Here is a 24,758-nt window from a genome sequence, read left to right as displayed (position 1 = left end):
TACGGTCGGGAATTATGCGCAAAATTCCCGGGATCGTGGTCACTGTGCTCGCGCTGGGCCTGAGCGCCTGCTCGCACGGCGGCGGCGGTACCGCGACCACACCGGCCGGCGGCACCAGCAGTGCGCCGGCCGCTGCGGGCACGGCGGACGCCGCACCGGCCACGGCCCAACCCGATTGCGCCGCAGGCTATCTCGCCCAGTTCAACCAGCGGCAGAAGTTGGCGCAGCTGCTCACCGTGGGTGTCACCAACACCGCCGACGCACAGACCGTGGTCCGCAACGAGCAGGTCGGCGGGATCTTCGTCGGCGGCTGGACCGATCAGGCGATGGTCTCGAACAAGCAGATGGATCAGGTCACCTCGCTGGCCCGGGTGCCGCTGATGGTGACCATCGACGAGGAGGGCGGCCGGGTCTCCCGGGTCGGCAACCTGATCGGGGAGGCGCCCTCGGCGCGGGTGGCCGCGCAGACCATGTCCGCGGACGACTACTACCAGGCGACCCTCACCCGGTCCCGCGCGCTGCGGGATCTCGGCATCACCGTCGATTTCGCGCCGGATGTCGACGTCAGCGATCAGCCCGACGACAGCGTCATCGGCGACCGCTCCTATTCCACCGATCCGGATGTGGTGACCACCTTCGCCGACGCGATGATCCGGGCGCTGCACGATGCCGGGCTCGGCGCGGTGATGAAGCATTTCCCCGGCCACGGCCACGGCTCGGGCGATTCGCACAAGGGCGCGGTGCAGACGCCGCCGCTGGATCGGTTGCAGCAGGTCGATCTGGTGCCGTTCCGCAATCTGGTCGGCTCCGGCGCGGGTGTCATGGTCGGCCATCTGGATGTGCCCGGCCTCACCGATTCGGGTGTTCCGGCGAGTATCAGCCCGCGCGCGATGGCGCTGTTGCGGCAGGGCACCGGGTACGGCGCCGCGCCGTTCGAGGGGCCGATCTTCACCGACGACCTCAGCGGGATGGCCGCGATCACCAATCGGATGGATATCGAGGACGCCGTGGCCACGGCGCTGGAGGCCGGCGCCGACAGCGCGCTGTGGATCAGCACGAATGCGGTGTCGAAGGTGCTGGACCACCTCGAGGACGAGGTCAAGTCCGGCAAGCTGCCCGCCGCCCAGGTGGATGCCTCGGTGCTGCGACTGGCCCGTTTCAAGGGCGTTCCGCTGCACTGCTGAGCCCGTATCCGCCGCCAGGACCCGATCGGCCGGCAGTCGCGACTGTGGTGAATGATCACAAGCCTGCGACTGTCCGGCAAAGCCCGGCACACAAAACTTACCCTGGAGTAAGATAAGGGTTTCGATCATGTCCTAGGAGAGTGAATGGCAGGCGGAACGAAGCGGCTTCCCCGAGCGGTTCGTGAGCAGCAGATGCTGGATGCCGCCGTCGAGGTGTTCTCCCGCAAGGGCTATCACGATACGTCGATGGACGCCATCGCCGCCGAGGCGAAGATCTCCAAGCCGATGCTCTATCTCTACTACGGATCCAAGGACGAACTCTTCCGGGCCTGTATCCAGCGCGAGAGCATCCGATTCATCGAGGCGGTCGCGGTCGCGGGCAATCCGAAGCTGACACCGCACGAACAACTCCGCGCCGGACTCGAGGCGTTCCTGTCCTATGTGGACCAGAATCGGCTGTCCTGGCAGGTGCTCTACCGGCAGGCGCTGGGGCAGCAACCGTTCGCCTCCGAGATCGCCAACAGCCGGGAACGGGTCATCGAACTGACCGGGAAACTGCTGGAATCCAATGCGAAATACGCCGAGCCGGGCACCAATTTCGACATCGTCTCGGTGGCGGTGATCGGGGCCGGTGAGGCCATCGCCGACCGCATCGCCAGCGGCGAGGTCGCCGTCGCGGACGCGGTGGATCTGCTCGACGATCTGGCCTGGCGAGGCCTGGCCGGCCGCAAGAAGCCCGAATAGGTCGGGCCACACACCTTTTCGGCGGCGCATCGGATCCCCCATGCGATCCGATGGGCGGCCGAGAAGGTGTGCGACCCGCTCACCCCGGCCCACCGGGGTCCGATCCCCCCGGCGGGCCGAAGCTTCAGCGCAGCGTAGCCGTCAGATGTGGATAACCCTTCTTCGGGTGCTTCAGCGACAGATCCCAGCCGGTGCCGGCGCGCTCGGCGTAGGCGTTCACCGTGGCGGGCAACAGGATCGGCTTGCCGAACTTCACCGAATAGGTGGTCGCCGCCGCCACCCGGCCCTCGATCACGCCGAGAATCGCTGCGGCCGACCACATTCCGTGCGCGATCGCGCGCGAGAAGCCGAAGGCCCGCGCGCTCAGCCCCGACATGTGGATCGGATTGCGATCGCCGGAGGCCGCGGCGTAGCGGTGGATCAGCGCCTGGTCGACCCGCAGGGTGCGCAGCGGCGGCGGGGGCACCTCGTCCGGCTTCGGTTCCGGCCGTGGACCACCCGACAGCGAGGTCTTCTGCTGATGCAGGAAGGTGGTCACCTGCCGCCACACCCGCTCCCGGCCGACGCTGATCTCGCTGATCGCGTCGACCAGCAGACCGCGCGGATGTTCCCGCAGATTCTCCACATGCGCGCGGATGTCCAGCGGCTGGCTCACCGAGATGTCCCGACCGCGCTCGATGAGGTTCTCCGCGTGCACCGCGCCGACGGCGGCGAACGGGAAGTCGCGCGCGACCACCAGCGACATCACCAGCGGGAAGGTCAGCACGAACGGATAGGTCAGCGGCAGCGCGTCCCCGAACCGGAGGCCGGTGGCGTGACAGTAGGCCGCCAGCTGATCGGGATCGACTCGCACGCCGGACAATTCGACGGCCCGGTCCGGAATCTCGGACCGGCGCGCCGACAGCAGCGGAACCGCACCGAGCGCCGCCTTCAGATACAGATTGCCGGTCTTCGGCGGTTCCGACAGCGAGATCGTGGTGTCGCCGGAGCTCATCATGCTCCGATCATGGCCTGGCCACACACGCGAACGACGTTGCCGCTCACCGCATTCGAGGCCGGGCTGGCGAAGTAGGCGATGGTCTCGGCGACGTCGACGGTCTGCCCGCCCTGCAACAGCGAGGACAGCAGCCGGCCCGCCTCGCGGGTGCCGAGCGGAATCGCCGCGGTCATCGCGGTCTCGATGAAGCCCGGGGCGACCGCGTTGATGGTGACGCCGTGCTCCGCCAGCTTCGGCGCCTCGGCGTTCACCATGCCGATGACGCCGGCCTTGGAGGCGCCGTAGTTGGTCTGGCCGCGGTTGCCCGCGATACCGGCGATCGAGGAGACGTCGACGACCCGGCCGCCGGACTTCAGCGCGCCCTTCTCGACCAGGCCCGCGGTGATCCGGTGCGGCGCGGCGAGATTCACCTCGAGCACCGAATTCCAGCGGCCCTCGTCCATGTTCGCGAGCAGTTTGTCGCGGGTGATGCCCGCGTTGTGCACGATGATGTCGAGGCCGCCGAACCGCTCGGTGGCGAATTCGGCGATCCGGTCCGCGGCGTCCGGCGCGGTGACGTCGAGCGCGAGCGCGGTGCCGCCGACCTTGTTGGCCGTCTGCGACAGCGGCTCGCCCGCCGCGGGGATGTCGGCCACGATCACGGTGGCGCCGTCGCGGGCGAAGACCTCGGCGATGGTGGCGCCGATCCCGCGCGCGGCGCCGGTGACCACGGCCACCTTGCCGGCCAGCGGCCGATCCCAGTCGATCTCGGGGGCGGCGGAATCGTCACGGCCGACCCGGAACACCTGGCCGTCGACGAACGCCGACTTCGCCGACAGTACGAAGCGCAGCGTGGAGGCCAGGCCCGTCGCGGCCGCGGCGGCCTCGGGGTGCAGGTAGACCAGGTTCGAGGTGGCGCCGCGCAGCAGCTCCTTGCCGACGCTGCGGGTGAAACCCTCCAGCGCGCGCTGCGCGATCTGCGCCTCGACGCTCGCGGCCAGCTCCGGGGTGGTGCCGACGACGAGCACGCGGCCCGAGGGCGCGAGGCTGCGCATGGCCGGCTGGTAGAAGGTGAACAGCTGCTCCAGTTCGGCCACCGAACCGACCGCGGTGGCGTCGAACACCAGCGCGCCGAATTTCACGCCCGGGGTCAGCGCATCGACGAAGGTGTAGTCCGGCAACAGGTTTCGCACCGCGTCGGCCGTACGGCCCTTACCGCCCAGCAGTACCGGACCGGGCAGCGGCGGCTCGCCCGCGCGGTAGCGGCGCAGCGTCTCCGGTTTGGGCAGCCCCAGCTTGCTCGCCAGGAACGCGCCGGGGGCCGAGTGCACGAACGATCCGTAGAGGTTGGGGGCGCCCTTGCTCTTGCTCGCTGCCACTGTTCCTACCTTTTCCTCGATTTCGCGGGTCCGATGTCGGTGGTGACCGGCCGGGCCGGACGAATCGGCCGGTGTCGACAATGAACTTACTCCGGAGTAAGTTTAAAGTAAACCGATGGCATGGGGGCGCGGACCGCGACGACCGCCCCGAACCCGGACATTCCCGACGAGACAGTGGAGACTCGAGTGACAACCAAGGCCCGCACGGCTTCCACCAGCAAAGCTCGCACGGCGGCCACCGGCACCGATGCGCGCACCCGGCAGACCCGTCCCGTGGCGATCCTCGGCGGCAACCGGATCCCGTTCGCCCGCTCCGACGGCAAGTACGCGCACGCCTCCAACCAGGACATGTTCACCGCGGCGCTGAACGGGCTGGTCGCCCGCTTCGGTCTCCAGGGCGAACGGCTGGGCATGGTCACCGGCGGCGCGGTGCTGAAACGACTCGGCGAGCACAGCCTGATCCGCGAGAGCGTGCTCGGCAGCGAATTGTCCCCCTACACCCCGGCCCACGATCTCCAGCTGGCCTGCGGCACCGGCCTGCAGTCGGTCGTCACGGTCGGCGACGCGATCGCGCTCGGCCGCATCGAGGCCGGCGTCGGCGGCGGCACCGACACCACCTCGGACGCGCCGATCGGCGTCAGCGAGGCGGCCCGGGACTGGATGCTCGACGCCAACCGCGCCAAGCGCAACATCGACTACGTGAAGCTGGTCGGCCGGCTGCGGCCGAGCATGGTCGGCATCGAGATCCCGCGCAACGCCGAACCCCGCACCGGCCTGTCGATGGGTGAACACGCCGCGATCACCGCCAAGGAATTCGGCATCGCCCGCGAGGCGCAGGACGAGCTGGCCTATCTGTCGCACCGCAATATGGCCGCCGCCTACGACCGCGGCTTCTTCGACGATCTGATCACCCCGTTCCTGGGCCTGACCCGCGACGACAACCTGCGTCCCGGTTCCACGCTGGAGAAGCTCGCCACCCTGAAGCCGGTGTTCGGCGTCAAGGCCGGGGACGCCACCATGACCGCCGGCAACTCCACCCCGCTCACCGACGGCGCCTCCGCGGTCCTGCTCGGCAGCGAGGAATGGGCCGCCGAGCGCAACCTGTCCCCGCTGGCCTATCTGGTCGACAGCGAGGTCGCCGCGGTCGACTACGTCTGGGGCCCGGACGGCCTGCTGATGGCGCCGACCTACGCGGTGCCGCGGCTGCTGGCCCGCAACGGCCTCACGCTGCAGGATTTCGACTTCTACGAGATCCACGAGGCCTTCGCCTCGGTGGTGCTGGCGACCCTGCAGGCGTGGGAGTCCGACCAGTACTGCAAGGAGCGGCTCGGCCTCGACGGCGCGCTCGGCGCCATCGACCGGAGCAAGCTCAACGTCAACGGTTCCTCGCTGGCCGCGGGTCACCCGTTCGCCGCCACCGGCGGCCGGATCGTGGCCCAGACCGCCAAGCAACTGGCCGAGAAGGGCTCCGGACGTGCGCTGATCTCCATCTGCGCGGCGGGCGGCCTGGGCGTGGTCGCGATCGTGGAACGCTGATCGAGAAACCTTTCCGCGCGGAAACGCGATAGAAAGGATGGTGGTACCCGGGTCCAGGGGCGACGGGCCCGGGTACCACCTCTTTCGCGGCCCGATGCGCCCGATGAGCACCCGACCGGTTTTCGCGGGACGATCATGTGGTGAAACGCGACGTGTCCACCAGTCTGGACATCGAGATCCAGGCTCCCAGCATCCTCGAATTCCAGATCACGGTCGCTCGGCAGGAGGGACTCGACGTGACCGAGTCCTTGTCGTTCGAACTCGACGGCAGGACCGTCGGCCCGCAGGAGATCCTCGGGCCGCACGGCACTCGCATCCACAAGATCGATTGCGACAGTGGCAATCTGCGGGTCCGGTACGACGCGACCGTACGGAACAACGCATTCGTCGTGCCCACTTCCGATTACGATCTGTCGGTCTATCTACGGCCGAGCCGCTACGCCGAATCGGACAAGTTCCTCGGTTTCGCGGCCACCGAATTCGGCTACGTCGCCAGCGCGGATCTGCCGGTGGCGGTGTCGAACTGGGTCGGGTCCCGGATCAGCTACGTGGCGGGCAGCAGTGATCCCATCGACGGCGCCGCCGAGACCCTGCTCTCCGGTGCGGGCGTGTGCCGCGATTTCGCGCACCTGGTCGTCGCACTGCTGCGGGCACTGAACGTCCCGGCCCGCCTGGTGGCCGTCTACGCGCCGGAATGCGTCCCGATGGACTTCCACGCCGTCGCCGAGGTCTACCACGAGGGCGGCTGGCGCATCGTCGATGCCACCGGGCTGGCCCCGCGGCTGACCATGGTCCGGATCGCCACCGGCCGCGACGCGTCCGACGTCGCGTTCCTCGACAACCACGGCGGCGACATCGTCCTCACCGGCATGTCCGTGACGGCGACGGCCGACGAACCACCGCCGCCGGACAACGGCACCGACCGGATCTCGATGTGGTGACGCCGGCGCTCAACGGGCGGGTACGGGGGCCTCGTCGGCGGCCGTAGCGGCGTTCGCGGGTGTCGCGACGCGGCCGGGGAGGATGAGGGCGATCAGCACGCCGGCGGCGGTGAATCCGATGGCCCACCAGAAGGACTGCCGGAAGGCGGCGGTGAGTTCCGTGGCCGAGCCGGCGGTCGTCATCGCGCCGGTGAGGATCACCGCGAGCACCGCGGTGCCGAACGACCCGCCGACCTGCTGCGCGATCCGGGTGACGATGCTCGCGTCGGGCACCTCGTGCCGGTCCAGACCGCGGAAGCCCAGTGCCATCAGCGGTATGGTCGCGACGCCGAGGCCGATTCCGCGCACGAGCAGCCCGGCCGTCAGCAGCCATTCGCCGGTGTGCGCGCCGGCGAGGGCGAACGGCAGGGTGCCGGCCAGCACGATCGAGAATCCACCGGCCGTGAGCAGGCGGGGGCTCACGGTGTCGAAGAGCCGGCCGGCCAACGAGCGGGAGACGAAGGTGCCGACCCCCTGCGGGATGAGCAGCAGGCCCGCCTGCAGCGCGGTCGCGCCGCGCAGATCCTGGAAGTACAGCGGCATCAGCAGCATCGCGCCGTAGAGGGTGATGCCCGACAGGAACAGCAGCAGCGACGCCGAGGCCAGCGACCAGTGCCGCAGCAGGAGCAGATCGACCAGGGCGCGGTCGCCGCGGGCCAGCGCCCAGGCGGCGAAGACGGCGAGCAGCACCAGGCCCGCGAGCAGCGGAGCGAGGGCGTCGGCCCGGGAGAAGGCGCCCGGCTTACCGGTGTTCGACAGCCCCCAGAGCACGGCGACCAGGCCGGGACCCATGAGCAGGAAGCCGACGAGGTCGAACGGCACCCGGCGCATCGGACCGTCCGCCGGCAGGAAGACCGCCGCGAGGATCAGGCCCGCGATACAGAACGGCACGTTCACCCAGAACATCCACGACCAGTGCAGATGTTGCAGGATGAGGCCGCCGAGCACCGGGCCGAGGATCGGGCCGAGCACCGCGGGCAGCCCGACCACCGACATGATCCGGCCGAGGCCGCGACCGCCGGCGGCCTGCATGACCATCGTCGACATCAGCGGCATCAGGATGCCGCCGCCGACACCCTGCACGACCCGGAAGGCGATCAGGCTGGCCGCACTCCATGCCAGACTCGACAGCACCGAACCGGCCAGGAACAGCACGAGGGCGATCATCCACAGTCGTTTGGCGCCCAGCACCCGCTGCGCCCAGCCCGCGATCGGGATCGTCATCGCCATCGCGAGCAGATATCCGGTGGTGACCCACTGGATCGTCGCGACGGAGGTGTGCAACTCGCCGGCCAGGGTGTGCAGGGCGACGGCGACGATCGTCGTGTCGAACAGCACCGCCATCCCGCCGACGAGCACGGTCCACACCGTGCGCCACACCGCGGGGTCGACCTCCGTGGTTCCGGCCTGCGGATCGGACATGCGCACCTCCGTTAGAAACGCTCTGTATCTTGAGAGTAGGACGCGGGAGTAAGAAACACAATGACTCTTAACGAGGAGGCTCGGCCCCCACGGCGACGGCGCGGCGCGGCGCTGGAGAACTCGCTGCTGGACGCCGCCTGGGACGAGCTCGCCGCGGTCGGCTATGCCGGATTCACCATCGAATCGGTGGCCGACCGGGCCAGGACCAGCCGCGCGGTGCTCTACCGGCGCTGGGCCACGAAACCCGAACTCGTGCGGGCCGCGGTGCTCCACGTCGGCGGGAAGGAGCGCGTCGCGATCCCGGACACCGGCTCACTGCGCGACGATCTGGTCGAACTGCTGCGGCGCGCGAATCGCTCGCGCGCGCAGATGGGCATCATGATGGCGCTGCAACTGTCGGGCTACTTCGCTGAGACCGGCACCAGCCTGGCCGAACTGCGCGAGATGTTCCTCGCCGGTCGCGGGCACGCGGTCGACACCCTGCTCGCCCGCGCCCTCGAACGGCGCGAGGTCGATCCCGCGAAACTCAGTCCGCGCGTGATCGGGGTGCCCTTCGACCTGTACCGCCAGGAGTTGCTGATGACCCTCGCACCCGTACCCGACGCGGTGATCGAGTCGATCGTCGACGAGGTCTTCATGCCGCTGGTGCGGCCGTAGACCCGGCGTCAGCGGCCGAGTACGTGCAGGCGGGACAGGTCGAAGGTGCGGCGGGCCAGATCGGAGATCCGGACACCGTCGTATCCGGCGACCGCGCTGCGCAGGCGGTCGTCCAGCGGCCGGGTCCAGTGCGGGGGAATCGCCGCGGCGCCCAGCAGCACTCCGCAGACCGAGCCCGCGGTGGCCCCGGTCGTGCCGGCGGCGCCGCCGGCCTGCACCGTGAGTCCGATCGTCTGGGTGAAATCGCCTGCGCCCCACAGTATTCCGATGGCCGCCAGGCAGGCGTTCGGGATCGCGTGGCTCCACGGGTAGTGGTCGTGGCGGGCGTGGACGGTGGCCGTCGCCCGGTCCCAGCCGATGCCGCGGCGGTGGTCGTCGAGTACCTGCGACAGCGCGACGGCCAGCCGGGAGTGTTCCGGGATCACCGCCAGCGCGGTGGTCATCGCGTCGCGGGCGTCGGTGGCGGTGAACGCGGCGGCGACCAGCGCGGCCGCCCACATCGCCGCCCAGACACCGTTACCCGTGTGCGACAGCCGCGCGTCGCGGGCCGCCAGCCGCGATGCGGCGCCGGGGTCGCCGGGGTAGACGTAGCCGTAGATGTCGGCGCGGGACATCGCCCCGGTCCACTCCCGGTACGGGTTGCGCCGCCGCGCGGTGTCGGGCGGTTGCAGGCCGTCGATGAGATTGCGGTACGCGACCCGTTCGGCGTAGGCGGTCTGCAGGAACGGCAGCCGCTGCAACCATTCGCCGGCCAGTTCCTCGGCGGTGAAGTCGATGCCGAGTTGTTCCAGGACGTGCAGTCCCAGCACCGGGTAGTCCAGATCGTCGTCGCGCGGGCAGCCGTCGATCCGGTCGAGCGTGGATTCCGGCCAGCCCCAACGCAGTTCGTAACCCTCCGGCATCGGCGCGAGCACCGGCACGTAGTCGGTCAGCGGGTACGCGTCGGCCCGTTCGAGATAGGCGCGGATCCGCTGCGGCGGCCAGCGCAGGCCGTTGTGCAGCGGCTTGCCGAGGGTGCTGCCGGCGCAGCGGCCCAGCCAGCCGCCGAGGATCCGGTCGTAGAACCGGGCCGGCGGCGCACCCGGGGGCGACGATTCCGCCACCGCCGCATCGGAATCCGTACTCTGCGGATCGTCGGCGGGGTCCTCGTCGTAGGGCCAGTTCGGATCGCGCGGCGCCGATTCCATCCGGGCGAGCAGCCGCCAGCAGTCCGCGGCCCGCGGCGGCTCGGCCCGCGCCAGATCGCGCACCTCCTCGGCGAAATCGTCCACGGCACAACCCGATTCCCGGCGCTGCAACCACTCGAAGTAGAGCAGCGCTCGCGGATCGGCCTCGGGATGCGTGAACCCCGCCGGGTCGATCGGATCCATGGCGTTCACGCGACGGTCGTCACCGCCGCCACGACTTCCGACAACAACGGTAGCGATTCGTCGCGCTGCGGGGCTCGCGCCCACCACCGCCCTTCATGGGTGTGCCGGCCGAACCCGGTCGGCAGGATGACATTGCTGCGATGCGGTCCGATATCCACGCCGTAACGCTCCAGTCGCACAGTGCATTCCTGTTCAGGGTACCCGTCGAAGGCGGCCAGGAAGGTGCGTCGGGGCGGATTCTCCCGCACCAGAACGGGTCCGGGAATCCCGCGCACCGTCAATTCACCGAGAATCAACGCGCCCAGCGGTTCCGGCGTGTTCACCGCGGCCACGGAGTCGACGAGGGGAAGCACGACGTAGCCCGGTCCGGTGACATGGACCCGCGGCAGTCCGAACAGCGAACGATAGGCCGCCGCCCAATCATGTGGTGTTGCAAGCTCTTCCAACCGCAAGAACCGACCTCCCCGATGCCACCCGAGCCGTCGCCGGCGTCCGGTATCGAACGCCGAATCCCTGTGTAAACCCAATTGACCGGGACCGCGCGGGTTTTCGGTAAACCCTATGAGAATTGTCCTGAACGTTATTGTCCCGCTGGGGATACGGGGCATGCCTCCCAACGCTGGTGATACCACAGATGCCGACCGGGTGCATAATGGACGGTCGTCCCAGATTTTCCGGGTGCTTCGAATCCGGGTATCCACTTTCGATACGCTCGAAATGGCCGGGCCCGGATACCGGCGCATTCCCGCTGTTTTTCCGATCATCCGCGGGCCCGGCGGAAACAATCCCAGAATTCCGATGTCGCAGCACGCTCCGGTTGCGACCGCCGCCGAGTTACGCTCTGGGCGAGACCGGACTCCCACCCGAGGAGGCACGTCATGCCGTGCGATCTCGTACTCATCGCCTACGACGGGTCCGACGACGCCCGGCGCGCCGTCGAATACGCCGGCCGATTCCTGTCGGCGACCGCCACCGTGGTGGTGACCGCCTGGGAACCGATGGTCCGGCAGACCGGCCGGCTGTCGGGCCTGTCCGGACTCGCCCAGCAGGAATGGCTGGCCGACGACGAACTCGACGACGTCGCCCGGGTCGACGCGGGACATGTCAACGCCGAGGGGGTGCGGCTGGCCGAACTGGCCGGGATGCGGCCGCGCGGCCGCACCGTCGAATGCACCACCACCGTCTGGAGCGCCATCGTCGCGGTCGCCGACGAGCTGAACGCCGACATCATCGTGGCCGGTACCCGGGGCAACACCGGACTGCGCGCGCTGCTGCGCTCCAGCGTGGCCGACGCGGTGCTCAAACATTGCCACCGGCCCATCCTGCTGGTGCCACCGGCCCGCTCACCGGGCGCCCGGATGCGCGCGTAATACCTGCCACAGTGAGAGATCGGTCGCTGTCGCGGCCCGCACGGCCCCGCCCGGAGCTATGGTCGGGACACTATGGACGGATTCCTGCTCGCCCAGCCGGGTGCGGTACTGCGGACCACGGGCACCCGGCACGCGTTCGACGACGCGGAGCGAGCGGCCGCGGCGCTGCGCGACGGCACGGCGGAGCTGGTGGTCGGGGCCCTGGCGTTCGATCCCCGGGAGCCCGCGGCGCTGACCGTGCCCGAGCGGGCCGAGCACACCGCCGGACCGTGGCGTCCCGCGGCCCTGCCCGAACTGCCGCCGGTGCGGATCGTCGCCGAGATCCCCGCACCCGCCGAGCACATCGCCCGGGTGACCGAACTGGTCGAGCTCCTGTCGGATCCGGCGCAACCGCTGCGCAAGGTGGTCGCCGCGCGGTCGCTGTGCGCCGAGGCCGGCGCGCCGCTGGATCCGGTGGTGCTGGCCGGGCACCTGCTGACCCGCCATCCGCGCGCGAACATCTTCGCCGTCGATCTGACCCCGGCCGGGCGGCCCGGCGCCACCCTGGTCGGCGCCACGCCCGAGGTGCTGGTCGCGCGCTACGGCGACGCCGTGACCCTGCATCCGCTGGCCGGTACCGCGCCCCGGCATCCGGACCCCGAGCACGATGCCGCCCGCGGCCGCGAGCTGCTCGCCAGCGCCAAGAACCGGGCCGAGCACGCGTACGTCATCGACTGGATCCGGGAACGGCTCGGGCCGGTGTGCCGGGAACTGAGCGTGCCCGGCGAGCCGGAACTGGTTCGCACCGCACAGGTCTGGCATCTGGCCACCCCGATCCGGGGACGGCTGCGCGATCCGCGGATCACCGCGCTCGATCTCGCGGTACTGCTGCATCCCACCCCGGCGGTCTGCGGCACCCCGACCGAACTGGCGCTGACGGCCATCGCGACCGGCGAGGAGCCGCGCGGCTTCTACGGCGGCGCGGCCGGATGGTGCGATGCGGCCGGCGACGGCGAATGGGTGGTCGCGATCCGCTGCGCGGAACTGTCCGCCGACGGCCGCGCGCTGCGGGCCTGGGCCGGCGGCGGCATCGTCGCGGGTTCGGATCCGGACACCGAACTCGACGAGACCACCGCCAAACTGCGCACCCTGCTCGGCGCGCTGGACTGTGCGGTCCCCGACCGCGTCGACTCCCGCCCCTGACGCCGGTGGCCGCGTCGGCGGCCGGATCTCCGGGCGATGTTGTAGGTTGGCCGATGACATTTGTCGGTCTGCGTCACATGCGTCCACATCGCATGCATCGAGCCTCATTAGGGAGTCCGCGATGAATTTTGCCGTTCCGGGCGCTGTCAGCGCCGTCGTCGGAGCGTTGGTCGGCGCGATCGCGGTGCTCATCGTCACGACGGCCGCCCAGCAGAGCCACCGGCCCGAGGTCGACCGCAGCGGGGCCGCCGGGTCGTCGCTGCTCAACAATGTCGAATACGGCAGTCGCTGACCGGATGTCGCGCCTCGTCGAGGTTCGCGCCGCACACCCGCGCGACGAGGTGGCGGCCGCCCGCCCGTCGGCGTGACCACGGCGACCGTCGCTGAACGCGAACGCGCCACGCCACCGCCGGCCCCGCCCGCCGGTGGCGGCGGGCCGCGCCGCGACGATCCGCCGCCGAATGCCGAACCGCTGGGGCGACGCTGGTTCTTCGGCACCGTCGTCCTCACCTTCGCGCTGACCTTCGTCCAGTCACCGGGTCTCAGCGTCGCGGACACCAAATACGATCTGACCCAGAATCCGCTCGGGCTGCTGGCGCGCTCGGCGCATCTGTGGAGCAGTCAATCCCCGATGGGTCAGGTGCAGAACCAGGCCTACGGCTATTTCTTCCCGCAGGGCGCCTTCTTCTCGCTCGGGCACGTCCTCGGCCTGCCGGGCTGGGCGACCCAGCGCATCTGGTGGGCGCTGCTGATCCTCACCGGATTCTGGGGCATCGTCCGGCTGTGCGAACTGCTCGGCATCGGCAGCCGCGGGTCCCGGGTGATCGCGGGTCTGGCGTTCGCGCTGTCGCCGCGCGTGCTGACCACCCTCGGCTCGATCTCGTCGGAGACGCTGCCGATGATGCTGGCCCCCTGGGTGCTGCTGGCTCCGGCCGCGCTCGCGATGGCGCGGCGCTCGCGCGGCGACCGGGCCGGCGGCGCCACCTCACCGGCGGCCAGTGCGCTGGCCCTGGCCCTGATGGGTTCGGTGAACGCCGCCGCGACCGCGGCCGGATTCCTGCCGGCGGTGCTGTGGTGGGGGTCGTATCGGCCGGATCGGCGCTGGTTGCGGTTCACCGCCGCGTGGATTCCGTTGCTGGTCGCGGCGGTCGTGTGGTGGCTGGTGCCGCTGGTGCTGCTCGGCAAGGTGAGCCCGCCGTTCCTGGACTACATCGAATCCTCCGGCGTCACCACCGAATGGGCCACCCTCGGCGAGGTGCTGCGCGGCACCGACAGCTGGACCCCGTTCGTCTCCCCCGAGCGCATCGCGGGCGCGGTGCTGGTCACCCAGCCGGCTGCGGTGCTCGCGACCGGACTGCTCGCCGCCGCCGGAATCGCCGGGCTGGCGTCGCGGTCGATGCCGCACCGGGGCCGGTTCGCGCTGATCCTGATCGTCGGCCTGATCGGCATCTGCGCCGGATATCAGGGGCAACTCGGCGGGCCGTTCGCCGAGACCGTACGGATCTTCCTGGATTCCACCGGGGCGCCGATGCGCAACGTGCACAAGCTGGAACCGCTGATCCGGATGCCGCTGGTGATCGGCCTCGCCCATCTGCTGCGGCGGGTGCCGCTGCCCGCCTCGGTGCCGTTCACGCGCTGGCGGCAGGCGTTCGCGCATCCTGAGCGCGATCGCATGGTGGCCGTGACGATGCTGGTGCTGACCGCGCTGATGCTGTCCACCTCGCTGGCCTGGACCAGTAAGCTCGCCCCGCGCGGCGCCTACGACCGGGTACCGGCCTACTGGCAGCAGACCGCGGATTGGCTGGCGCACAACGCTTCCGACACCCGCGCGCTGGTGGTGCCCGGCGCGCCGTTCGGCAGTCAGATCTGGGGCCTCACCCGCGACGAACCGCTGCAGGCGCTGGCCGGCACCGAATGGGCGGTGCGCGACGCGATTCCGCTGGTGCCGCCGGGGGCGATCCGGGCCATGGATTCGATCCAGCGACTGATCGCCGACGGCCGGCCCTCGGCGGGCCTGGCGCCGGCGCTGATCGATCAAGGCATCGGAATCCTGGTGCTGCGCAACGATCTCGACCCCGACACCTCCCGGTCGACCCGGCCGCTGCTGGCGCATCAGGCCATCGAACATTCACCGGGGCTGACCCGGGTGGCGGAATTCGGTGGGCTGCAATCGATCGGGCATCCGGACGACATCGTGGTCGACGGCGACCTGCGGCCGCCCTATCCGGCGATCGAGATCTTCCGGGTCGACGCGCCGCGACCGGGCACACCGGCGGATCTGCGCAGCGGGCCGGGGGCGCCGAGCGGCTTCCCCGGCGCCTACACCGTTCCCCTGGATTCCGTGCCGGTCGTACAGGGCGGGCCCGAGGTGCTGGAACGGCTGCGCCGCGATCCCGCCGCGGCCCGGGGGCCGATGCTGCTGACCGCCGATGCCGCGCGGGCCGGGCTGACAGGTACTTCCCTTGCCGGGCAGCCGGATACCGGCGCGACCACCACGATCACCGATACGCCGATGAACCGCGAGACCGACTTCGGTCGCGTCGACAATCACAGCTCCGCGCTGCGGGCCCCGACCGATCCCCGGCGCACCCACAATCTGGTGCCCGACTATCCGGTGCCGGACGAACCGCTGGTGCAGGGTGAATGGTCCGGGGCGACGGTCACCGCCTCCAGCTCCGCGGGCGATGCCACCCAGCTCGGCGCCGCGTCCCCGGCCAATTCGACCGCCGCCGCGGTGGACGGCAGCCCCGCGACCGCCTGGCTGAGCAACAGCGCGCAGACCGCGCTCGGCCAGTGGCTGCGGCTCGACCTGCACCATCCGGTCACCGCCGGGGTGCTGCACGTGACCACCACCGCCGCGGCCGCGGGCGATCCGGTGAAGTGGATCGAGGTCCGCACCGCGAACGGCACCGTCGCCGCGCGGATCAGCGCACCCGGTGTGCCGGTACAGGTCTCGCTGCCGGTCGGCCGCACCGACTGGATCACCGTGACCGCGACCCGCACCGAGAGTGGCACGCCCGGTGGGCAATTCGGCGTCAGCGAGTTGAGCCTGGACGACTACAGCGACCGGGACGCGCCGGTGACCGTCGACATCCGGCACCGCACCGTACTGCCCGCGCCACCGCCGGGCACCCGGGTCCAGGGCTGGGATCTCGGACAGGAATTCCCCGGCCGCAACGGATGTTTCGACACTCCGGGCCGGGTGCGTTGCAGCAAGGGCCTGGCCCTGTCGCCGGAGGAACCGGGCACCTTCGAACGCACCCTGCAGGTGCCCGCGGCCACCGACGTGACCCCGCGACTGACCGTCCGCACCCGGCAGGGCCCGGCGCTGGCGGCCCTGCTCACCGATCGCGACCGGCCGGTCGCCCGCGGTCGCGCCGACGTCGGCGACGTGCGCGGTGCGGCCTTCGCCGCCACCGACGACAACAACGCCACCAGCTGGATCGCGCCCGAGGAGACGGTTCGCGACCGCACCGGCGCGAAACCGACCCTCACCGTGGAGCTGCCGCACCCGTCGCTGGTGACCGGTCTGATGGTGACACCGCCGATCGGCGACGTCCCCGCCCGGCCCACCTCGGTCACGGTGAACCTCGGCGACGGCCCGCAGGTGCAGGAGCTGAATCCCGATGTGCCGGGCGGCTTCCCGATCTGGCTGGACCTGCATCCGCACGTGACCGACCGCATCCAGATCAGCATCGATGCCTGGCGGACACTGCTCGACCGCAACGGCCTCGGCTTCGCGCAGCAGCCGCCGCCGGGCCTGGCCGAGGTGACGGTCCTCGGGCCCGACTACCCGCCGCCGGTCCCGGGCGACCGACCCGTCACCGTCGACTGCGCGCACGGGCCGGTCATCAGCCTCGCGGGCCGGACCGTGCACACCACGGTCACCGGCACTCTCGACGAATTGCGCACCGGCGCACCGGTTCCCGCCCGGGTCTGCGATCCGGGGGCGGACGCCGGCGCGACCACCCCACCCGTGACGTCTCCCGGGACCGACGAAAACGCCACGGACCCTTCCGATTCCGACGACACATCCGCCGCGGTACCGGACCGGGTCGACGGTCCGGCCCGAATCGGCATGGCGGCGAACGGTTCCGGGCCCGCACCCGGATGCTCCGGCGACGCGACCCTGGTCTCCGGCCCGGACGGCGGCGACTGCACCCCCGGAGGTCAACGGCCCGAGGCGATTCCGCTGCCGGCCGGACGGGTCGACGTCACCGTCGCACCCTCGGAACTGTTCACCGTCGACCGGCTGACACTGGACGACACCGACATCGCGCCGCACCCGGTGACCACCGACCCGGGCACTCGGCTGCTGGTACTGCCGGTCAGCACCAACGTGGACTGGCACGCGCGGACCGCCGACGGCCACGCGCTGGCGCCGGTGGTGGTGGACGGCTGGGAGCAGGGCTGGGTCGTGCCCGCCGACGCCCACGGTCCGATCACCGTCGATTTCCCCGCCGACAAGTGGTACCGCACCGCGATCCGCGACGGTCTGGCCCTGCTGATCCCGTTGGCGCTGTTGACGATTCCGCGCCGCCGCCGCTTCTTCGGGCCCGCGACGGCCGAGGACGATCCGGTGCGCGCCCAGCGCAGCCGCCTGTTCGGCGCACTCGGCCTGACCGCCGCCATGCTGGTGGTCGCCGGACCGTTCGCGATGGCCGCCACCCTCGCCGGGCTGATCGTCCAGCACGTCGCGCCGCGCTACACGCGCGCGCTGCCACTGATCGCCGGGCTCGGGGTCTGTCTCGCCGAGGCGGCGCTGTCCACCGGCACCTGGCGGTCCCCGGGCGGTTACCTGGGCGGCTCACTGTGGGTACAGCTCCCCGCGATACTCGGGGTGATCGCAGTCGGCCTGGCCGCCCTCCCACCCCGTCGCCGCGACCGCCCCTGATCGCCCGCCACACGAACTGTCCCGAGCAGCGGTCATGGTCCGCCACTGCCCGGTCACGGGTAACTGCCAGCTGTGGCACGGCGTGCGGTGTGGCTGCCGGGCCGGCGGTGTGATCGGTCGGCCGTCCGCGCTGCCGTGACCGGAGGGACGACGAATGCCGGCAATGCTCGGCTGCCGACCTGTCGCGCTCCGGCGGGCGATTCAGCCGAAGCGGCGGCGGACCCAGCGGCGGGCTGGTTCTTCGACGAGGGCGTAGCTGACGGCGGCGAGGGGGAGGGTGAAGCAGACGGTCAGGGCCAGTACGTGCAGGAAGCCGCCGGAGAAGGGCAGGAAGCCGAACATCGGGAACATCATCGTCAGCACCGCCAGATGCCAGATGAAGATGCCGTAGGACCAGCGGCCGACGGCGGCCGCGATCCGGCCGCCGAGCCAGCGGTGCCGGCCGGTGCCGAGTACCAGCGGCGCCAACAGGCCGAATCCGACGACGGCGCCCAGGGCCATCTTCGTCGCGTACTGTCCCGGCGCGGCCCGCTGCAGTCCTGGCGGGCCCGCGATGACGGTCGCGGACAGCAGGAATGCGGTCGACGCCGCCGCCCACATCGGCCACCGGTTGCCCAGCAGGCGCTGCCAGCGCGGGGGTTCGGTCGCGCGGTGTGCGATGTCGACCAGTTCCGCCAGCAGCATTCCGGCGGCGAACCAGGGCAGGTAGGCGGGCAGCCAGTTGTCGGCGTAGGTGCCCGCGGGGGTGGGGACGGGCAGGAAATTCCAGATCAGGCTCACCAGTGCGAGGGTGAGCAGGATCGGCGCCCGCCACCGGGCCGCCGGGCCGCGCAGTCGTCGCAGGGCGAGGGCCAGCACCGGCAGGACCAGGTAGAACGCCGCCTCGACCGACAGACTCCACATCTGGGTCAAGCCGTCGGTGAGGGTGAGCGGCACGTACACCTGCAACAGGGCCAGGTTGGCCAGCCACAGTTTGACGCTGCCGGGGTGGACGGCGGTCGGCAGCAGAATCAGGACCGCGCACACCACCACCCAGTACGCGGGCAGGATCCGGGCCGCGCGATGCAGCAGGTACCGGCGGGCCCCGGGCGCGGTGTCGCCGCCGCGCGCCGCCGCAGCGTGCGGCCGCCACAACAGGAAGCCCGACAACGCGAAGAACACCGCGACCGCCATCCCGAAGCGGTCCCAGATCCGGCCCAGCACCGGCGTGCCGGTGGCCCCGGTCTCGAACGCCACGTGGGTGATCACGACCCCGAGCGCGGCCAGCCCGCGCATACCCTCCAGGGCGGCCACGAATCCGCGCGGTGCGCCGGATTCCCCGCTCGGGTCACGGAATCCGGTCGTATCCGGCGTGGCCGCCCCGACCGGAACCGGGATCGTCGACAGCGCCGATACCGGGTCGGCCTGCGGTGTCACGGTTGTGGTCATCGGGTTTCAGTCTGCCGTATACCGCGCCGAGTGGCATTTGTGGCGGGTTTGTCGGCGTTTCCGGCCGCGCACCTGGCGTGTTTGCGGAGCCGGGCTGTTAGTGTCGGGGCTCACGCGTGCCGTACCGAGGGCCGTAGGGTTCACCCGGGACAACCTGTTCGACGACGAGGAGATTTCGCATGGCACTCAGTGCCGGTACCAGGAGGACGCTGGCCTGCCTGCTCGTAGGAATCGGCGCGCTGCTGATCGTCGCAGCCATTCTGATCCCTACGTTCACCGTCTCACGGGTGGCGAAAACTCCTCTCGACCTCGAGATCACCACCGTCGGCAAGAATCCGGCGGATGTGACCAGCGAGGTCCTGGACGCGAAATCACTGACTTCCGGTACCGGACCGGCCAAGGTCGACACCAAGGTGCCGCTGATCTCGCAGCGCTTCCTCACCGTCGAGGATCCCTCGGACAAGAACAAGATGACCATCCAGAACGGTCAGACTCTGCGCCGCATCGACAAACAGGGTGATACCGGCCTGCTCTCCGCGATCGTCGACCGGGTCACCATCGACCGCAAGACCGGTATGCCGGTGGACACGGACCCCAACGGTTCGATCGCCGCGAACGTCGACGCCAAGGGCAACAGCATCGCCGACCCGGTGCAGCACACCGGTCTGGAATACCGGTTCCCGATCGGCACCGAGAAGAAGACCTACCCGTACTTCGACAGCAACACTCGCAAGTCGTACGACATGGAGTTCGTCGAGGAATCGGAGATCAACAACACCAAGGTCTACCACTTCCACCAGCAGGTTCCGGCGACCGATCTGTCCAAGGTCGTGAACTCGCCGACCAACAAGCTGACCCTGCCGGCGGCGAAGTGGGGCCTGGACGAAGAGGGCGACATCACGATGAGCCGCTTCTACACCAACGTCCGTGAGGTGTGGGTGGAGCCGCAGACCGGCACCATCATCGACGGCTCCGAGGCCCTCAACTTCTTCTACGCCCGCAGCGCCGACAAGCCCGAGGTCACCGCGCTGAAGTCGACCCTGAAGTTCGACGACAACACCATCGACTCGCAGATCAAGATCGCCAAGGACAACATCGACAAGCTGTCCCTGTACAGCCGGATCCTGCCGATCATCTTCGGCATCCTCGGCGCACTGGCCCTCATCGCGGGCCTGGCACTGGGCCTGCTCGGCGACCGCGGCGGACGCACCGCCCCGGTGGGCGGCCGCCACGCCCCCCGCCCCGCTCCCGGCGACGCATACTCCGACGCCCCCACCCAGCAGATCGACCTGCGCGAACAGCGCTGACCCCAGCACTTCCGAACTTTCCAGCGGCCCCCGGGACTCCCGGGGGCCGCTGCGTTTCGTCTCGACCGGACTCGTGCGCTGCCCGGCATCGAACAGCGCACATATATATAAGGAGAAGCACCACCCGCACTTATCCACAGAGTCGTGTACCTGGCAGCAGCGCAGCGGACTTTTCTCCACAGGGCGGCGTCTCCACAGGGCGGCGTCTCCACAGGGCGGCGTCTCCACAGGGCGGCGTCTCCACAGGGCGGCGTGCCTCGCTACGCGGGCACTTCGATTCGGCGCGCCGAGCGCAGGACCACGATGACGATGACGGCAGTGACGGCGGCGGCCACGCTGGTCGCGATGCCGATCAGGGCCGAGGGGGATCGGGCGGCGATCAGCTGGACCGAGACCTCCACGATCAGGCCGATCCAGGTGGCCGTGGCGAGGGCGGTGCGGTCGACGGCGATGGCCGACAGCAGCGCGCCTTGCAACAGGGCGAGCAGCGCGCCGTCGAGTGCGAACAGCCACAGCAGGTCGACGATCGGAGCGTAGTCGTGGCCGGCCAGCACCGGTGCCAGCGGTGCCAGGGCCGCCGCGCCGACCACCGCCACCGCGCCGACCGCGGACAGCACGCCGAGTGCGTCACGGATCGCGCGGGCGGACGAATGTGGCTGTGCCATGCGGGGATACAGCACCACGCCGATCGCCTGCGGCAACCAGAACGCGATCTTGGCGGCGATCGAGCCCAGCGCGTATCGCCCGGCGTCCGAACTGTCGAGCACCACCCTCGCGATGATGAGATCCGCAGAGGACAGGGCCATCAGCGCCGCCTGGACCTGCGCGGCGCGCAGCACGGTGCCGACACCGAATCCCGTGGTGCGCGGCGTGCGATCGCGGAGGGATTCGCGCAGGCTCGCCAGTGACCGGGTCGGTTGACCGGCGGCGCAGGCGCCGACAGCGGCGATTCCGTATCCGGCCGCGGTGGCCCAGAGGGCGGCAGCGGCTCCGAAACCGGCGGCCAGCGCGAACACCGCAGGCACGACGCGGGCAATCCCGGTGCCCGCCAGCACGAATGCCAGCGCCCTGAACCGGTCCCCGCCTTGCAGGACCCCTTGGCCGCCGGAGATGACCACCAACAACGGCGCCGCCCCCAGCGCACCCGCCGCAGCGGCAACTCCGACCTGCAACAACCAGGTCACGACCGGCACCAACACCACTGCGGCCAGCGCGACCAGCGCCGCGCATCGCCACACCAGTCGCCACAGCGCCGCGGCCGAAGCGCCCCGGACGAGTTCCCGCGCCACCACGTTCTGCAACGCCAAGGCCGGTACGGCACACATCAACTGGACCGCCAGCAGGCTCGCGAACTCGCCGTAGCCGGTCACCCCCAACCAGCGGCCGGCCAGCAGTTGCAGCAGGTAACCGGCGGCATTGGCCGTCATCGCACCCGCGGTCACCAACGTCACGTCCGCGATGACGGGGAGGCGACTGGTGACGGACACCCCGCCCATGCTGCCACCCGTTCGCCCCGGCGAGAACACACCACTCGGACCGACGCCGCCCGACATCTCCGCGAGGCTCGTTTGGTCGACACCGATCACGCCCGACAGCGACCGCCACGGCACCCACCACCGAACGGCCGTCGACAGGCACGCGCGATTGCACGTCACCGACGACCGGGCCGACTTATCCACACCTTTCGGCCGATGCCGCCCGACATCTCTGTGCTGTCCACGGTCTATGCGCGCGGCCTGGCGGTGGGGAGTCTCGAGGGGTTGGACGGCCGCCGAGCTCCGTTCCGGCGCGCCGAGCAGAGGCCGCCACAGCGCCTCGACACCGAACAGCCATTGGCATGCATGCCCAGACGCATTTCACCGACAGGCCGGAGGCCGATCTATCCACAGCTTTCTAACCGACGCCTCCTGACATCTGTACAACACGTGTTCCGGTCACCTCGGCCGCGATCGGACGCAGCATCCGGACACCGAACGGCCGTCGGCATGCACCCTCGGCGACAGACCGGATGCCGTCTATCCACACCTTCTGACTCACTACTCCCGGCATCTCAGTGGTATTTGTTCCGTCGCGCCGACCGCGCTGTCGCCCAGCGAGTTCCGGAAGGAGGGCGGCGCTCGGCAGAGGCCCGTCACGACCTCGAACGGGCTGCTCACCATCCACATCGGACCACATTTCATGCACAGGGCCGGAGGGTGTCTGTCCACAGCTTTCGATGAAGCCACTCGCAACTTGTGCACAACTACGCAACATGTGCACAAATGCGCCAGGCAACAATTTCCGCACAGCTTGCACTGGACTCGGCAGCACATGTGGGCGTCGTGCGTTTCACGTCAGAGGTCCCGACGATTCTCCTGGCTGGGCTCGGCACGAGACGCGACGCACGGTGAGACAGCGTGGGCGCCGGACCGAGCGGCATATCCGCACTCGCAGTGCTGTTGGCGGCGAATCGAATTGCGGGTTCGGGTGAGCGGTGCGCGGCGCGACCCGTGTGCGCGATGCGCCGGGCGGGCGGCCCGAACCCGTAGGGTGGCAGATCGTGACTGGCGGCGGACGGCGGGAGATCGAGTGGGTGCGGCCGGTTCCCGCTCTCTACAGCCTGGTGGTGGCGCTGGTCATCGTGGGTCCGTTACTGGGCCGGGGGTATCTGCTGTTCCGCGATGCGGTGAGTACGCCGCGGTCTCATCTCACCGATACGGCGCTCGGGCTCGGCGACGCGGCGCCGCGGGCGGTGCCGCAGGATGCGCTGCTGGCGGCGGTGTCGGCGGTGGCCGACGGCGGGGTGGCGGTCAAGGTGATCCTGGTGATGGCGCTGTGGGCGGCCGGTTGGGGTGCGGCGGCGCTGGCGCGGGAGTTGCTGGCGGCCACGCTCGGCCCGCAATTGGTGGCGGCGACCGTGGCGTTGTGGAATCCGTTCGTGGCGGAGCGGTTGTTGCAGGGGCATTGGAGTCTGCTGACCGGATATGCCGCGTTGCCGTGGACTGCGTTGGCGGCGCGGCGGATTCGCCGGGCCGATCGGGTGGCCGGACCATCGGCGTCGCGCTGGGCGATGCTGGGTGGGTGCCTGGCGGCCGCGGGGCTGACGCCGACCGGTGCGCTGTTGTCGGGGATCGTGGCGCTCGCGCTGGTCGGGCGGCGCGTGGTGGGTGTGCTGGTGTTGTGGTGTCTCGGCGCGCTGCCGTGGCTGGCGGCCAGTGCGCTGGCCGGGACGGGGTCCGACACCTCGGATCCGGCGGGGGTCGCGGCCTTCGCGGCGCGGGCCGAACCGGGTCTGGGGACGCTGGGTAGTCTCGCGGGGCTCGGCGGGATATGGAATTCTGCGGCGGTACCAGGTTCTCGCACAACGCTTTTCGCGTTGGCCGGCACGCTCGCGCTGCTGGTGATGGTGGCGGCGGGGCTCCGGTGGGTGGCCACCGGCGGGGATCGGGACACGCTGCGGGATCGGCGGACACTGCTGGTGCTGGCGGCGGTGGCGATCGCGGGGCCCGCGCTGGGTGCGACCGGATGGGGGATCCAGGCCGGGGAATTCCTGGTCGAGCATGTGCCGGGGGCGGGGCTGCTCCGGGATACCCAGAAGTATGTGGCGCTGGCGATGCCCGCTTACGCGCTGTGCGCGGCGAGTGGCTGCCGGCTGATCCCGGTGCTCGGCGCGCCGGATGAGCACGGGGACAACGAACTTCCCTCGGCGGAACCTCGAGCTCCCGCTGTGCTGCGTGGATCACCTTTGGCCGCAATACTTTTCATCATCCTGCTGCTGGCCACCCTGCCGGATCTGGCCTGGGGCGCCGGTGGTGAGTTGCGTCCGGTGCACTATCCGGCGGGCTGGCAGCGGGTCGCCGCCCTGATCGACGGTCCGGGCGATGTCGCGGTGCTGCCGGGCGGGATGTTCCGGCAGTTCCCGTTCAGCGGATCGGTGCCGGTGCTGGACCCGGCGCCGCGACTGCTGCCCAGCGATGTCCTGCAAACCGGCGAACTTCCGGTGCGCGGCCGGGTGGTGGCCGGGGAGAGCAGCCGGGCGCGGGAGGTGGAACAGGCGCTGTTGCACGGGGATCCACCCGCGCGGCTGGCGGAACGGGGAGTGGGCTGGGTGCTGGTGGAGCGCACCTCGCCGGGGCCCGACGGTGACTCGGCCGACACACTGGCACAACTGGATTCGGTCTTCACCGACGGGGATCTGGCGTTGTATCGGGTGCCGGGTCCGGTCCTCGCGGCGGCGACACCGACTGCGCTGCACCGGGACAGCGCCATCGCGGCGCATCTGTTGTGGGCGCTGCTGGTGCTGGCCGGGGCGGCGGCCGCGGCCGGGAGTGCGATCCGCCGGCGGTGACC

The 24,758-nt window shown here is 70.4% G+C and carries 18 protein-coding genes; 11 read left to right on the top strand and 7 right to left on the bottom strand.

The window, feature by feature from the left end; all coding sequences use genetic code 11:
- The first annotated feature begins 14 nt into the window (after positions 1-14).
- Together G361_RS0137230 and G361_RS0137225 are read left to right on the top strand one after the other, a co-directional pair.
- On the top strand, positions 15-1,184 hold the full coding sequence (locus tag G361_RS0137230; RefSeq protein WP_019932241.1) for a glycoside hydrolase family 3 N-terminal domain-containing protein: 1,170 nt from the start codon (positions 15-17) through the stop codon (positions 1,182-1,184).
- Between the two features lie 144 nt (positions 1,185-1,328).
- Positions 1,329-1,928 (top strand): TetR/AcrR family transcriptional regulator, encoded by a 600-nt coding sequence (locus G361_RS0137225; RefSeq protein WP_026343972.1) that lies wholly within the window; start codon positions 1,329-1,331, stop codon positions 1,926-1,928.
- Between the two features lie 124 nt (positions 1,929-2,052).
- On the opposite strand, the gene G361_RS0137220 is transcribed toward G361_RS0137225, so the two are convergent.
- Both G361_RS0137220 and G361_RS0137215 read right to left on the bottom strand, forming a co-directional pair.
- Entirely contained in the window at positions 2,053-2,922 is an 870-nt protein-coding gene (locus tag G361_RS0137220) for a MaoC/PaaZ C-terminal domain-containing protein (protein ID WP_019932239.1), read from the bottom strand.
- Entirely contained in the window at positions 2,922-4,283 is a 1,362-nt protein-coding gene (locus G361_RS0137215; RefSeq protein WP_019932238.1) for a 3-oxoacyl-ACP reductase, read from the bottom strand. The genes G361_RS0137220 and G361_RS0137215 overlap by 1 nt, the downstream gene beginning before the upstream one ends.
- Before the next feature lie 186 nt (positions 4,284-4,469).
- Between G361_RS0137215 and G361_RS0137210 the strand changes: the two genes are divergently transcribed.
- Together G361_RS0137210 and G361_RS0137205 are read left to right on the top strand one after the other, a co-directional pair.
- On the top strand, positions 4,470-5,819 hold the full coding sequence (locus G361_RS0137210) for an acetyl-CoA C-acetyltransferase (protein ID WP_026343970.1): 1,350 nt from the start codon (positions 4,470-4,472) through the stop codon (positions 5,817-5,819).
- A gap of 140 nt (positions 5,820-5,959) precedes the next feature.
- Positions 5,960-6,760: a transglutaminase family protein gene (locus tag G361_RS0137205; protein WP_026343969.1), complete on the top strand. Its 801-nt coding sequence runs from the start codon at positions 5,960-5,962 to the stop codon at positions 6,758-6,760.
- Positions 6,761-6,769: 9 nt separating this feature from the next.
- Here G361_RS0137205 and G361_RS46065 read toward each other — a convergent pair whose 3' ends face one another.
- Positions 6,770-8,221 (bottom strand): MDR family MFS transporter, encoded by a 1,452-nt coding sequence (locus tag G361_RS46065; protein ID WP_019932235.1) that lies wholly within the window; start codon positions 8,219-8,221, stop codon positions 6,770-6,772.
- Between the two features lie 60 nt (positions 8,222-8,281).
- Between G361_RS46065 and G361_RS0137195 the strand changes: the two genes are divergently transcribed.
- On the top strand, positions 8,282-8,878 hold the full coding sequence (locus G361_RS0137195) for a TetR/AcrR family transcriptional regulator (RefSeq protein WP_019932234.1): 597 nt from the start codon (positions 8,282-8,284) through the stop codon (positions 8,876-8,878).
- 8 nt (positions 8,879-8,886) lie between these two features.
- Here G361_RS0137195 and G361_RS0137190 read toward each other — a convergent pair whose 3' ends face one another.
- Both G361_RS0137190 and G361_RS49975 read right to left on the bottom strand, forming a co-directional pair.
- Positions 8,887-10,248 carry an ADP-ribosylglycohydrolase family protein gene (locus G361_RS0137190; protein ID WP_196814721.1) on the bottom strand — a complete coding sequence of 454 codons (1,362 nt, stop codon included), beginning with the start codon at positions 10,246-10,248 and terminating at the stop codon, positions 8,887-8,889.
- Between the two features lie 5 nt (positions 10,249-10,253).
- Positions 10,254-10,700, bottom strand: a complete 447-nt coding sequence (locus G361_RS49975) for a hypothetical protein (protein WP_196814720.1) — start codon at positions 10,698-10,700, stop codon at positions 10,254-10,256.
- A 426-nt stretch (positions 10,701-11,126) separates the two neighbouring features.
- On the opposite strand from G361_RS49975, the gene G361_RS0137180 reads away from it, so the two are divergent.
- The 4 genes from G361_RS0137180 to G361_RS0137165 all read left to right on the top strand — a co-directional run bounded on the left by G361_RS0137180 (position 11,127) and on the right by G361_RS0137165 (position 17,694).
- Positions 11,127-11,618, top strand: a complete 492-nt coding sequence (locus G361_RS0137180; RefSeq protein ID WP_019932231.1) for a universal stress protein — start codon at positions 11,127-11,129, stop codon at positions 11,616-11,618.
- A gap of 72 nt (positions 11,619-11,690) precedes the next feature.
- On the top strand, positions 11,691-12,800 hold the full coding sequence (locus G361_RS0137175; RefSeq protein ID WP_019932230.1) for an isochorismate synthase MenF: 1,110 nt from the start codon (positions 11,691-11,693) through the stop codon (positions 12,798-12,800).
- A 121-nt stretch (positions 12,801-12,921) separates the two neighbouring features.
- Positions 12,922-13,092 (top strand): DUF2613 domain-containing protein, encoded by a 171-nt coding sequence (locus G361_RS48885; protein WP_019932229.1) that lies wholly within the window; start codon positions 12,922-12,924, stop codon positions 13,090-13,092.
- Between the two features lie 180 nt (positions 13,093-13,272).
- Complete coding sequence (locus G361_RS0137165; protein ID WP_155982043.1) at positions 13,273-17,694, top strand: alpha-(1->3)-arabinofuranosyltransferase; 4,422 nt, start codon at positions 13,273-13,275, stop codon at positions 17,692-17,694.
- A 201-nt stretch (positions 17,695-17,895) separates the two neighbouring features.
- On the opposite strand, the gene G361_RS0137160 is transcribed toward G361_RS0137165, so the two are convergent.
- Positions 17,896-19,122, bottom strand: coding sequence for an acyltransferase (locus G361_RS0137160; protein ID WP_019932227.1), 1,227 nt, complete (start codon positions 19,120-19,122; stop codon positions 17,896-17,898).
- Positions 19,123-19,301: 179 nt separating this feature from the next.
- Between G361_RS0137160 and G361_RS0137155 the strand changes: the two genes are divergently transcribed.
- The gene (locus G361_RS0137155; protein WP_019932226.1) at positions 19,302-20,429 is read left to right on the top strand and encodes a DUF3068 domain-containing protein; all 1,128 of its coding nucleotides are present in this window, start codon (positions 19,302-19,304) and stop codon (positions 20,427-20,429) included.
- Between the two features lie 260 nt (positions 20,430-20,689).
- Here the strand turns inward: G361_RS0137155 and G361_RS0137150 are convergent, their stop codons facing one another.
- Positions 20,690-21,925, bottom strand: coding sequence for a polysaccharide biosynthesis protein (locus G361_RS0137150; RefSeq protein ID WP_026343967.1), 1,236 nt, complete (start codon positions 21,923-21,925; stop codon positions 20,690-20,692).
- 1,043 nt (positions 21,926-22,968) lie between these two features.
- On the opposite strand from G361_RS0137150, the gene G361_RS46060 reads away from it, so the two are divergent.
- Positions 22,969-24,756, top strand: a complete 1,788-nt coding sequence (locus G361_RS46060; RefSeq protein ID WP_231387202.1) for a hypothetical protein — start codon at positions 22,969-22,971, stop codon at positions 24,754-24,756.
- Positions 24,757-24,758: the final 2 nt, after the last annotated feature.

This window comes from Nocardia sp. BMG111209, assembly GCF_000381925.1.
In the GTDB taxonomy this organism is placed as follows: domain Bacteria; phylum Actinomycetota; class Actinomycetes; order Mycobacteriales; family Mycobacteriaceae; genus Nocardia.
This window is presented reverse-complemented; position numbering and strand designations above follow the sequence as displayed.